10 protein-coding genes are annotated in these 12,659 nt (G+C 51.3%); 5 read left to right on the top strand and 5 right to left on the bottom strand.

What is annotated here, in order from left to right:
• Positions 1-2: 2 nt before the first annotated feature.
• Entirely contained in the window at positions 3-359 is a 357-nt protein-coding gene (locus H6F72_RS17945; RefSeq protein WP_190438502.1) for a YkgJ family cysteine cluster protein, read from the bottom strand.
• Positions 360-593: 234 nt separating this feature from the next.
• Here H6F72_RS17945 and psb30 point away from each other — a divergent pair, with 234 nt between their 5' ends.
• Positions 594-725, top strand: coding sequence for a photosystem II reaction center protein Ycf12/Psb30 (gene psb30 / locus H6F72_RS17940; protein ID WP_190438500.1), 132 nt, complete (start codon positions 594-596; stop codon positions 723-725).
• Positions 726-948: 223 nt separating this feature from the next.
• Here psb30 and recJ read toward each other — a convergent pair whose 3' ends face one another.
• The 3 genes from recJ to sbcD form a co-directional block, all read right to left on the bottom strand.
• Positions 949-3,012 (bottom strand): single-stranded-DNA-specific exonuclease RecJ, encoded by a 2,064-nt coding sequence (gene recJ / locus H6F72_RS17935; RefSeq protein WP_348252046.1) that lies wholly within the window; start codon positions 3,010-3,012, stop codon positions 949-951.
• Between the two features lie 39 nt (positions 3,013-3,051).
• Positions 3,052-3,504 (bottom strand): hypothetical protein, encoded by a 453-nt coding sequence (locus tag H6F72_RS17930; RefSeq protein WP_199299146.1) that lies wholly within the window; start codon positions 3,502-3,504, stop codon positions 3,052-3,054.
• A 201-nt stretch (positions 3,505-3,705) separates the two neighbouring features.
• On the bottom strand, positions 3,706-5,013 hold the full coding sequence (gene sbcD, locus H6F72_RS17925) for an exonuclease subunit SbcD (protein ID WP_348252045.1): 1,308 nt from the start codon (positions 5,011-5,013) through the stop codon (positions 3,706-3,708).
• 368 nt (positions 5,014-5,381) lie between these two features.
• Here sbcD and H6F72_RS17920 point away from each other — a divergent pair, with 368 nt between their 5' ends.
• The 3 genes from H6F72_RS17920 to H6F72_RS17910 all read left to right on the top strand — a co-directional run bounded on the left by H6F72_RS17920 (position 5,382) and on the right by H6F72_RS17910 (position 9,024).
• Complete coding sequence (locus H6F72_RS17920; RefSeq protein WP_190438497.1) at positions 5,382-5,666, top strand: glutaredoxin family protein; 285 nt, start codon at positions 5,382-5,384, stop codon at positions 5,664-5,666.
• A gap of 31 nt (positions 5,667-5,697) precedes the next feature.
• On the top strand, positions 5,698-7,188 hold the full coding sequence (locus H6F72_RS17915) for a UDP-N-acetylmuramoyl-L-alanyl-D-glutamate--2,6-diaminopimelate ligase (RefSeq protein ID WP_190438494.1): 1,491 nt from the start codon (positions 5,698-5,700) through the stop codon (positions 7,186-7,188).
• A gap of 213 nt (positions 7,189-7,401) precedes the next feature.
• Positions 7,402-9,024: a DICT sensory domain-containing protein gene (locus tag H6F72_RS17910; RefSeq protein ID WP_190438492.1), complete on the top strand. Its 1,623-nt coding sequence runs from the start codon at positions 7,402-7,404 to the stop codon at positions 9,022-9,024.
• 198 nt (positions 9,025-9,222) lie between these two features.
• Here H6F72_RS17910 and H6F72_RS17905 read toward each other — a convergent pair whose 3' ends face one another.
• A complete protein-coding gene (locus tag H6F72_RS17905) occupies positions 9,223-10,893 on the bottom strand; it encodes a HAMP domain-containing histidine kinase (protein ID WP_190438489.1) in 1,671 nt (556 codons plus the stop codon).
• A 261-nt stretch (positions 10,894-11,154) separates the two neighbouring features.
• On the opposite strand from H6F72_RS17905, the gene H6F72_RS17900 reads away from it, so the two are divergent.
• Positions 11,155-12,588: a TldD/PmbA family protein gene (locus tag H6F72_RS17900; protein WP_370527525.1), complete on the top strand. Its 1,434-nt coding sequence runs from the start codon at positions 11,155-11,157 to the stop codon at positions 12,586-12,588.
• Positions 12,589-12,659 lie beyond the last annotated feature (71 nt).

Raw genomic sequence — 12,659 nt, 5'->3', positions numbered from 1 at the left:
GATCAATGAATCACGCCAATCTCGCGCTCAAATTTCAGCATTTCTAAACTGCGATCGCCATATACCGCTTCGATTTGCTGCTCGCAGCAGTCGATCGCAAAATCGTTGAGTTCTTCTGGCTCAACATCATATAAATCTTGAAACACATCCGCCTGGACTCGACAGAAGCGAGGACGGTCATCATAAACGCTGCACTCACGACTGTCGTGGTCGAAGTGAACACACCAACCATCCTCGCCCACCATGCTGAGATAAAGTGCTAGCTCATCACCTGATAAATATTGGTCCAAATCAGGGCGATCGCTGGGGTCGAGATGACAACAAGCCCCACAATATTTGACACAACGCCAAGTTGGCATAATCTACAAAGTCTCTAGAAACTGGCCCACTGGGTGGCACTGACAATTCAGATCTACCGCCCCTGAATGAGCTTAGCGGTTTTTGAAGCGAATGGATGGTAGGCCAATTTTGCCTTGCCTGGAAATATTTAGAGTTTTGTAAACTTCCTTAAAGAAACCAGGTGTTGACAGGTAAAATAAGCCTCAGGCATTCTAACCCAAGGTACAATTCATTGGGTTAACTCGGGAGGAGAAATGGATTTTCTGTCTGGCCTCGCTGGCAACATTAACTTCGAAGCGATCGCGCAACTCACCTTCGTAGCGCTGATCATGCTTGCTGGTCCGGCTGTCATTTTCTTGTTAGCGGCTGGAAAGGGCGACCTCTAGATTTCTATTGTTTAAACCTGAGACCCAGATTTCGGCTTTAAAACAATCGGCAACAAAGTTTTATCTAAAGAGCTTCAAGTAAGAGAGAGTAATAAAGAGCCTGCTTCACAGTAGGCTCTTTTTCTTTTAGAAAATTTTTTCTGATTGTGAGCTGAACCAATCAAACCGCTCCCCGCCTGCGGCACCCCTCTCCTACTAGGAGAGGGGACGGGGGAGAGGTCGATTATGTGTTCAAAGCAGACAGAGCCGTTTTAATCAGTTGATAAAAGAAAGGCTGAGAAACGTCTACTGGCTTGGCTTCTGCACCTGGTTTGAGTAGCCAACCTAATTTTTGCCCTTTCTGAATCACAAGCTGTTGCCCTTCCGAATTGGTGATTCTCAACTCTTTGCCTGTTTGCTGTTCGTAGAGACCACAGGTGTATTGACGATCGCTGTAATCAAACTCAGCCTGTTGAGTAGCAACCGTTGCTGGCGATCGCAAGGCGTTTTCAGAGCTAGGCAACCGGACACCAACTAATTCCAACTCCACAGTTTGATTGCCTTGCCACTCATTCACTCGCAGCTTGTAGGCAATATCCACTCGATTGGGCAACGGGTAATATTCTCCCCAACGCCATGCCAGAGCCTGGATTCGAGGTTGAGCGATCGCGGCTAATGGTGTATTAGCTTGGCTGACATTTTGACTCACAGTCACCTTAAGGTGAGCTTGATCTTTTCCGATCGTGCGTTGCTCCACTACCCGCACATTTGGAGTCCAGAAAACTGGATCGGGGTTCTGGATGCCGCAGGGATGCAGCGCGTCAATTTGCTCGTAAAGCGAAAGGTCAATTTGCTCCAAGTGAGCTTGCACATCAATGGCGAGGAGAGGCTTGAGCTGATCCGGTTGCAGCGAGGCACGGGCAAAAGTCCGCAGGCGCGATCGCAATTCCTCTAAATTCTCGGCTAAGAGCGTAAAACCACCCGCGGCCTGGTGACCTCCATGTTTTTCTAGAATCTCTTTGCAAAACTCCAATGCCTCAAACACATGGAAGTCAGGAATGCTCCGGGCTGAACCACGAATTTTTTGGTCGTCGTCCTCATAGGTGCCAATAAAAACAGGCACACCATAACGCTCCACCAAGCGAGACGCCACAATCCCAATTACCCCGTGATGCCAATTGGGTTGCACTAAAACCAAAATCCGCTCGTCCTGTAAGTTAATCTCACTGGCTTCGTACCAGGCGATCGCTTCTCGCTCAATCTGAGTACAAAGTTGCTGGCGGTGCTGATTAATTTGTTCGCACTGCATCGCCCGCTCCAGAGCAATGCCCATGTCATCGGTCGTTAGCAGCTCAATCACCACTTGAGGATCGGCAATGCGCCCAACTGCGTTGATGCGTGGTCCTAAACTAAACCCGATCGCCTCCGGTTTGAGGGCTTTGGAGCTACCCAACCCAGCCACTTGAATTAAGGCTTGCACCCCTGGAATCTGCGACTTGGGTAATCGCTGCAACCCTCGCTTCACCCAGCGACGATTTACTCCGGTTAAAGGCGCTAAATCCGCGATCGTGCCTAAGGTGAATAACTCCAGTAGCAAGTTGCCTAAATCTTTCGCGTCCAGTTGCTGAGCGAGGGTTACAGCCAGAACATACGCTACCCCAACCCCCGCTACACCTCGATAAGGCGAGTCCTCATGAATCAGTTTGGGGTTGAGGATGGCATTGGCAGGCGGGATTTCTGGTGGGACTTCGTGGTGATCGGTGACGATGACGGCTAAACCTAACTCACGGGCTCTAGCGATCGGCTTCACCGCAGCAATGCCGTTATCTACGGTCAGAATCAGCCTTACCCCTTCGCGATGGAAGTCCTCCACAATCCGCTCATTGATGCCGTAACCTTCACTCATACGGCTAGGAATGGCGTAATCCACCTCAGCCCCTAAAGCCCGCAAAGCCCGCAGTAACAGGGCTGTGCTAGTCATGCCATCAGCATCGTAGTCGCCACAGATAGCAATTTTATGCTGATTGGCGATCGCTTCTTGCAATAGCTCCACACTTACCGCTAAATCTGGGAAATCTTCTAGCGGCGAAGGTAAGACTTGCAAATCCGGGTCGAGAAAAATTTCTGCCTGTCTCGGTGAAGCGATGCCTCGGTTCGTCAGCACTTGAGCCAGCAGCGGTGAAAGCTGAGTTGCCTGCACGATCACCTCGACCCGTTCCAAATCGCGCTCAGCGATCGCCCAGCGCTTATCGGGGAGGCGGTGCTCACGATGGGACAGGTGAGGGGAGGAAGGAACGGGTACTAGCACAGATGTTTCAGTTCAAACACGCTCAGCCGATTGTACTGGCTAAAAGATGGCAACACGACCATCATTTAACAAATAAACAGAGCGATCGCCCGGAGGTCTTCCACCTGGCCGAATTTCAATCCGTAGGGTTTTAGGATTCGGCTGAGAGAGTCTGGCTTGCAGAGGCAGCGCCGTTTCGTCCCAGAAGTACACAGAAATATTGGGTTCTGTGCCACCGCCTTGCACAAACTTCAATTCCTGCCCAGGCCGCATGGGAACTGGATCAGTGCCAAAGACTTTTTGAACCTGCACTAAACTCGCAGTTTGATTCACCACTTCCACACTCACCCGCTGCCCTGGTGTGAACTGAAGCGGCTTAGGACCGCAGCGAGAAGCGCAAGTGCCCGCCCAAGCGGGACTAATAGCTTGAGTTTGGCTAAAAAGTAGCGTTGCCGTCATTAAAGCAGGCGCAAGTAAAACCGTCGGTAAAAGTTTAGCCATAGATTTAGCCATAGAAAGATTGCAGAAATGAGTGGATCTCTGTGATTGCTCCCATTAGCAGGATGCCGCACTTTAAGACACATCATGCCCATTGGCTTCAAAATTATTGCCGCTTGGGTCTTAACGCTGCAATCATTCGAACTTTCATAGGCTGAAGCCTAGAGCCATTAGAACTGAGCCTGCGCAAGCTACAAGCATTTTATGAGGCTTGGCTTAGAGGAGGCGCAATTGGGTTTCTCCATCTAGTACTTGGCTGGAACCTAGATGGCTAGCGATCGCTGGCTGTTCATCTAGCCATTCTTCCTCATCAGTGTCTAGTAAACTTTGGGCCGCTTGTAGCAGATCGCCTTGAATATCTTGCAAATCTTCTCGATTCGCTAAATAAGTTTTTAGAGCAGCTAAAGGATCGATGCTACTACCAACTCCTAATTCTGGCAGACGGGGACGAGCCAACTGGCTAACTAGCTCTGGCTGAATCGTGTAGCTATGAGCCATGTGCAGAGCGGCGTGCAAAGGAGCATTATCAATCTCATCTAGTTGCTCGGAGCGAATTTGATAAATCAGCCGCACCACAGCATCCGCAACTAATTCTGGCTTCAGCGATTTTAGGAGCTTGGCTTGCGGATCTTCCGCTTCCGAAACATTCACTTCAATCGTGCGAAATGCTCGGACAGGTAAAGCACAAAACTCCAGCTTCGTAGCCCCTCGCTCTACGTCAACCAGCACAAAGCCCTTGTCTTCTTTTTCCTCACTAAAATCTACCCGCTCAATACTGCCCGGATAGACCACAGGCGGCTCATGACACAAGACTTGATGCCGATGCACATGCCCCAAAGCCACATAGTCAAAGCAAGGCCGAGCCAGCAACGCCAGCGGAATCGTAAACCCCTTACCCACTGCGAGAAATCGCTCCGCTCCATAGAAAGCTGAATCTGCCATCAAATGCCCCAACAGCACCGTCGGCATCTCCGGGTCAAGACGCCGTACCTCCCCTTCTAACGCCACTCGCAGGCGATCGATCAACAACTGATTCACCTCAGCCATTGATAACCCTTCCGTTTCGGGGCGCGTCAACAACGTCGAGCGCGTCAGCCAGGGCAAAGTAATGATTTGAATTGGGCCGTTGCGAGTAGAGATGAGGTGAGTTTCCAAGCGATCGCCCACCACAAAGCCTGGCACCCCCAGCGTCCGGTAAATGCACAGACTTGCGCCACCCTGCCCCTGCGAATGCTGATCGTGATTCCCTACCAACAATACCGTTGGAATCTGAGCATCCACTAAGCGGCGAAACTGAGTGGCAAACACCTCCTGCACAATCGGCGGCGGCGTCGCATCCGGAAACGCATCCCCCCCAAACAGCACCAAATCCACAGGCTCCGCGATCGCCCGGTCAATACAGCGCCCCAACGTCGCCACAAAATCTTCTAAGCGAGTATTCAACCCCGTCTCTGGATTAACCCGCCCGTGGGAAAACCCACTGCCCATGTGAATATCAGAAAGATGCAGAATTTTAATTGCCACTTAAGTTCTTCCGGGCGCAACGAATGGATGACGAATGGACTGGCTAAACAACAACTTAGCACTAGGAAAAGGATGAAGAGGGAGAGGAGTGAGGAGACAGGAATAGAAAACCAAGAGTCAGACGTTAAGAAGTAGCGATCGCAGGTATTGAAACACTCACAGTTAAACTCGTCTGGAGGAGGTCTGGAGGACGCAGCCGTCCTTCAGCGGGGGTTTGGGGGCGAGTGCCCCCAAGGTTCGGGCTTTAATTGAACAATGCACACAAGAAATTGCCAAACTGCTAGATATAACGAGACTTTCCTGAAAAAATAAGCTCCATAGCGGATAAACAAAACAGACTTTGCAAGGGCCAAGGTAGAAAACAGAACATGCGATTAATTTTGTACAGTAAACCTGGTTGCCACCTATGCGAAGGACTACAGGAAAAGCTAGATCAAATTCAAAACTTAGAGATTGACCTAGAAATTCGGGACATTACCACCCGTGAGGACTGGTTTCAAGCTTACCAGTACGAAATCCCCGTGCTTTTGCGAGTCAACCCCCAACCTACAGGCGCAGTCGAAGAACTATTACCTCGTCCTTCCCCACGAGCGAGCGTCACCCAGTTGGAGCAAATGCTACAGAAATATTGGCTAGTAGATCAGTCAAAATAAGCCCAGGATGAGCATGTGAGGAGTCGCTGACATGAAACTACGAGAATTATTAGCAGCAGTACCAGGCGTAATGCAACCGCCCAGTCATGCCGCTTTGGAATCCGAAGTGAAAGGGTTAACCACCAATTCTCTTGCATGCCAACCCGGAGACTTGTTCATCGGCATGCCCGGAACCCGCGTCGATGGTGGCGAATTTTGGCCCAGCGCGATCGCCTCTGGTGCCGTAGCAGCCTTGGTTTCATCCACTGCTGCCCAAAAACGACCTCATACTGAGGCAGAAGCAGCTTGTGTCATTCCTGCTTCCGACATGGTGCAAGCTTGTGCTCAAGTAGCAGCCGCCTTCTACGATTACCCTGCCCAAAAGTTGCAGCTAGTTGGCGTTACAGGCACAAACGGCAAAACTACCACCACCCACCTAATCGAATTTCTGCTCAATCAGGCAGATCCCTCCACTGCCTTGTTCGGCACCCTCTATGCTCGCTGGCCTGGTTATCAAAAAACCGCAGCTCACACTACGCCCTTCGCGATCGATTTACAACAGAACCTTGCGGCAGCAGTCGCAGCAGGCTGCGAATACGGCGTGATGGAAGTTAGCTCCCACGCCCTCGCCCAAGGTCGAGTGTTAGGTTGTGAGTTTGAGGTAGCCGTCTTTACCAACCTGACCCAAGATCACCTAGACTTTCACCGCGACTTAGAAGATTACTTCGCTGCTAAAGCCCTCCTGTTTAGCCCTGGCTATCTCAAGGGCCGAGCCATTATCAACCAAGATGATGCCTACGGACGGCGCTTAATCGACCAACTGCCCGCAGAGCAAGTCTGGAGCTACAGCACCCAAGACTCCAATGCTGACCTCTGGACCAGCGACCTCATCTATGAAGCCAACGGAGTCAGCGGCACTCTGCACACTCCCAAAGGAGACATTTCCTTCCGATCGCCCTTAGTCGGTCAATTTAACTTGGCTAACTTACTCGCTGCGGTCGGCACTGCTCTCCATTTAGGTTTAGAGCTGGAAACCATTGTTGCTGCGTTGCCTCAGTTTGTGGGCGTCCCCGGGCGGATGGAGCGAGTCCAAATCAACGATGGGCAGGACATCAGCGTGATTGTGGATTATGCCCACACCCCAGACAGCCTAGAAAACTTGCTGAAAGCGGCGCGTCCGTTTATTAAAGAACGCATGATTTGTGTGTTTGGTTGTGGCGGCGATCGCGATCGCACCAAGCGACCTCAAATGGGCAAAATTGCTGCTGACTTGGCAGATTTAGCCATCGTCACTTCCGACAACCCCCGCACCGAAGATCCAGAGCGGATTTTGCAAGACGTTTTAGCTGGCATTCCCACCACCGTGAAGCCTCTGGTGATTTGTGATCGCGCCGAAGCCATTCGTACCGCCATTCTGGAAGCAAAACCAGGAGACGGCGTGCTGATTGCAGGCAAAGGCCACGAAGATTACCAGATTCTCGGCACGGAGAAAATTCACTTTGACGATCGCGAACAAGCCAGAGCAGCTTTAGAACTGCGGTAAAAGCAGAAACTTTCAAGAACCGCCGTTCGTCCCTAGCCCTATATAGTTGTGCTGAATCTTTAGCACAGTTTTCAGATCCGCGCCCAGAAATGTTGCGAAAGAATGCGAGTAGGTGGCAATTTTTGCAAATAGTCAGTAGATCTGAAAGGAGACCTGGTTTCAGTTCAACCGGATAGGTTGGGTGTTAAGCTGCTGTCACTTTCTTCATACCCCATGAGCTCATCTATTACTCAAGACGTTTCGCTCTACGAACTTGCCCTCCAGTCTGAAGAGTCTCCTGCCCCTTTGCAAGTGAGCCCTGCGACTCTCAAATCTATTGTGAGTTCTGCGATTGACGTTCTGATCGAGCAGAAATTGCCAGCCACCCTTTGGATCAAGCTGCCGCGCGACGACGTTTGGCAAGCCGAAATTAAGCGCTACTGCGAATCCGCCCAGGTCCCTCATACGCTGTATCTGTTTAGAACTTCTAAAGATGAAGTTCTGAGTGCGACCTCTGCGATCGCCAATGGGCAGGGAGAAGCCTATCCGAATCAAGATTTCCCCAGAAGTGCCGAAGAAGCCGTAGATTTTTCCGCTGTTTCTCACTCGTCCTCGGCTTTAGTCACCTTGCAGTTAGCCGCCGAAAGCCAACTAAAACGGGAATATTTTCTGTTCTTCCTGTCTCCTCAATTTTCTGGCTTAGTACTGGCTCATCGGCCTCGCTCCTTGCGGCCTACCAAATCAGAGACTGCTACACCAACCAATGCACCTAAAGGTGGAACTGCCGAAAAAGCCACTACAGAAGAAGAGGGTTTAGAGAAAAAACAACCCCTCCTCGCCTGCTGCTCCTTTAACCCAACCACCCTGCAACAAGTTTTTTCAGGCATTAAACAAGCCGTTACCGTCACCCAAACCCTGCATTCTGAGTCCGCGATCGCCGCCTCTCATTTAGTCGGCAGTTGGGATCAACTCTTGCAGCAAGGACTCGCTCAACCAGTAGACTCCAACTTATTCAGCCGTTTTCTCACCAAACAAGTCCAACGCCAAGAAGAAGTTTGGCATCGCTCCACCATTTATCGGAAGCAGGCCGAATCCGCCGAAACATTGCAAGTCCAAAACGAAGAATTGCTTAATGCCTTGCGGCTCAAAGACGAATTTCTCAGCACCGTCGGTCAAGAACTGCGAACCCCGCTGACCAACATGAAAACGGCCCTCACCCTGCTCAACTCCCCCAGCCTCAAACCTGCCCAGCGACAACGCTACATGCAAGTCTTGAGCACAGAATGCGATCGCCAAGGCTCCTTAATTGCCAGCCTCCTCGACCTAGTACAACTCGATCGCGAAATTGAAAACTCCACCATGCAACCCGTTTCACTCGCCGAAATTGTGCCCGGAGTCGTCAGCACCTATCAGCCCTTGGCCCAAGAAAAAGGCATTATGCTGGCCTACACCGTGCCAGAAGAACTTCCCCTCGTCTCTTGCCTCAGCGCTTGGCTCAAGCAAATTGTGATTAACCTGCTGCACAACGGCATCAAATTCACCCCCAAATCAGGCCAAGTTTGGGTTCGAGCCAAACAACAGGGCGATTACGTCCAGCTAGAATTCCGCGACACAGGCATCGGCATCCCCACCAGCGAAATCCCCAAAATTTTCGATCGCTTCTACCGCGCCCGTCACGTTGCCGGAGAAGACCCCGGTGGCGCAGGCTTGGGCCTCACCATCGTCCAACAAATCCTCCTCCGGTGCGGCGGCTCCGTCTCAGTCAAAAGCAAACTCAGCGAAGGCTCCACCTTCAATGTCCTCTTACCCATCTATAGAGCACCTATAGAAGGAGGAAAGATGAGAGATGAAGGATGAAAAGGGAGAAGTTAGGAAGTGAAGAGATGATGATTAACGGGTGAGGAGCTACGAACCAAAAGTCAAAAGCTACCAAAAACCAAGACTCGAAACACCCACACTCACGTTCGTTTGAAGGGAGCCTGAGGGACGCAACCGTCCTTCAACGGGGGTTTGGGGGCGAGTGCCCCCAATGCTCGGTTTCCCAGAGCAGCTCACCTACGAATGACTTACCTCCAAAGGCAAGAAAATTGTCATCACCTCCCCTTGTTGCGGCTTCTCCCGCACAATCAACTTGCCACCCAAAGCCTGAAACAAATTCTTCGTCACACCCAAACTCAAACTTAAGCTACCCGTCTCCGGCTGAAACATGAGTAACTGCCCAATCGACTTCAAAGCCGATCGCGCCGAATGGCTTGTATGAGTTGATGGGTCAGTCTCCGGTTGCAACTCAGACTGCAACTGAAGCTTCAACTGGCTCCCCGCCAACATCACCTGCACCTGAATATGGCTACCTCCAGGCAAATTGCGAGTAAATCGCTCAATTAAGCTAGTCAGAGCCTGATCCAGCATGGTTGGATCACTCACCACCATCGGCATCTTCTGGGGCAGCAACACCTTCAGCGTCAGATTCCGCAGACTCGCTTGCTTCTCCCAACGCGGAATACTCTGCTGCAACACCTGATCAATAGAAGTCGAAGCCAAAGCCACTGGAGGGCGCTTCACCGCCGACGTTTCTAACTCCACAGCTCGGAAAATCAGCCCAAAGCGATCGATTTGTTCATTACATTCGCGATCGATAATTTCCAACCGCTTCAGCACCTCAGGCGCTAAATCCTTCCGTTTCAGCAATAACCGGGTCAATGTGCGAATCGTCGTGAGCGGAGTTCTTACCTCATGAGCGATCGCCTGCAACAACTCCACATCCAAGTTACTTTTCGGCTCCGCCATCACTTCAGCCGGAGCATGAACCTCCGAAGGCATTGGGGTTGTCGCCACACTAGCCATTGCCAACTCAGGGAATGGCTCTGCAACCAGATGGACTGTCTCAGAATTAAAGCTATGAGTAGCTAGACGAGAGGAATTTAATGCTTCCGCTTCTAAGTCAATCGGGTCCGGCAAATGTTGCAGCAATAGCTGACTAAACTGCATCACAGTTTTGTAATGCGGAGCTGTAGGTGCAAATTGAGCCACCAAAGCATCCAACCGCTCTACTTGATGAGGACTGGTAAGTAAAGCGCGGGGCCGTAGCGATCGCCAAGCACTCTGCACCACCTCTGGGTCAAAAGAAAAACTGAAAGCGGGTGCGCCCGTTGCCTTTTCTCCCAAGACCATCACTAAGCTAAACGTTGAGGTTAAAACCAAACAAAATTGTTCTGCCGCCAAGGGATCACCAGGCAACACAGGCAGAGCAGGGGTAGTTTCCAGAACTTCAGATACCTCTTGACTGGATGATGCGGGTGGCAGTTGAAATGGCATCCAAGCAAAGGCATCTAAAGCTTTAGGCGTGAACACCCAAGACGCTAAACGGGCATTGAGGCTGGGTTGGGTCAGGATACAGGATGGCCCTGCGAGAATCAGTCCTTGCTTGGCTTGGCGAACTGAATGCTGCTTGCGGGGGGAGTGAACTGTTGCTACAGGTTCTGCCAATTCTGGCAAGGTCACTTCTAATAAAACATTAAGGGCCGCGATCGCCCCCCACCATTCTCGCTCGGCCCGCACTTGTTGCCGCGCGATCGACACATGGTTTCTGCTCGTTTCAGCAGATATGACTGAAACCTCATGTGTCTCATCATGTGTCTCACGGGCAGACGTGACACCGTTAGTTACCTCATTCGAGGCACTCTTGGCTAATACTTCACTTAAGCTTGGCAATAACCACTGATGCACAACTTTCTAGCCCCCCCAATGCAGTCACTCGTCATGGCACCGAGACTGCGAACACTGCTCAATTTCGCTCCATCTAGTACCAGGTTATCGGTATCAGCCGATCCGAGCTAGGCGTAGAACCGAACTCTTAGGTGTCAATCTCCGTTGCACTGAGGATCTAGGTGGAGCCAATGATTTTTGCTTCGCTGCTAAAATCACCTTGCTAGCTTACAGACACGCCTGGGTAGAGTGGCAGCATTGGTCTAAATAATTGCAAAATGGATGCAGTTTACTCATACCCCGCTCATCATGCCGACTTTGCTCACAGATGCCAAAAGCTTAGTTTCTGACTTAGTTACCCGCTACCGTTCCCAGGTAGATTATCTGGCCATCCGCTTAGAAGAGGCCGAAGGCACCGACATCCTGTTACGGGGAGACAAGATCGAAAGCTTGAGTGAAGGCATTTCGATTGGTGGGCAAGTTCGCGCCTGTCACAAAGGCGGCTGGGGCTTTGCCAGTTTCAATCGGCTTTCAGGGCTGGCAGAGCGAATTGAAGAAGCGATCGCTGCCGCTCGTTTAGTGGGAGATGAAGAAACCATCTTGGCTCCTGTCAACCCAATTCAAGACACTTGCATCCTGCCGCTCACAGGCCAAGATCCTCGCCACGTTTCACTGAATGAGAAGAAAACGCTGTGCGAGTACTATGCAGGCATTTTGCGCTCAGTCGATCCTCAAATTACTACGATTTCTGTGCGCTATGGCGACAGCGCTCAACGCATCCTCTTCGCCACCTCTGAAGGCACCTTGATCGAACAATCTTGGGTGGATATGGAGATGCGCTTTGCCGCTACTGCCCGCAACGGGGAAACGGTGCAAACAGGCCGCGAGACGACTGGCTCTCGCCGGGGTTATGAAGACTTGTTAGGGCTAGATGCTCAAGTTCGTAGCGCCGCGCAACGTGCAGTAGATGCTTTAGCGTTGCAACCTGTAAAAGGCGGCACCTACACCGTTGTGATCGACCCGATTCTGTCAGGATTGTTTGTCCATGAAGCCTTTGGGCATCTTTCGGAAGCGGATATGGCCTACGAAAATCCTGACATTCTAGAAGTCATGACCCTAGGGCGACGGTTTGGGTCACCAGAGCTGCAAATTTTTGATGGAGCCCAGCCGCCAGGACATCGAGGCAGCTACTTCTACGATGACGAAGGCACCCCCGCAACCACCACGCAGTTGATTCAGGATGGTGTTTTGGTAGGACGGCTGCATTCGCGTGAGACTGCGGGCAAGCTGGGCGAAGCTCCTACCGGGAATGCTCGCTGCCTTAACTACCACTACCCCCCAATTGTCCGCATGACCAATACTTGGATTGAGCGCGGTAAAACTCCCGTTGCCGACCTCTTCCAAGGCATCAAAGAAGGTGTTTATGCCCGCAACTGGTTAGGTGGCATGACGAATGGAGAGATGTTTACGTTTACGGCAGGGGAAGCCTGGATGATTCGGAACGGCGAAATTGCCGAACCTGTCAGAGACGTTACCCTCTCTGGCAATGTGTTCACGACACTAGCAGACATTGAGGCGATCGGAGACGACTTCTATTGGGATGAATCGGGTGGCTGCGGAAAAGGAGGCCAAGGCGGTCTGCCTGTAGGCTGTGGAGGCCCTAGCTTGCGCCTACGCAACGTGGTTGTAGGTGGCGAAGCAGTCGAAGAGGAATAACCTAGCATTAGTAGGACGTTTTCGCGCTCAAGCTTGCAGATTTTCAGTTGAAGCGGATGCTCCAAAAGGGA

It is taken from the genome of Trichocoleus sp. FACHB-46 (assembly GCF_014695385.1).
Lineage (GTDB): Bacteria > Cyanobacteriota > Cyanobacteriia > FACHB-46 > FACHB-46 > Trichocoleus.
Note: the sequence above shows the minus strand (reverse complement) of the source record. Positions and strands in the feature narration are given on the sequence as shown.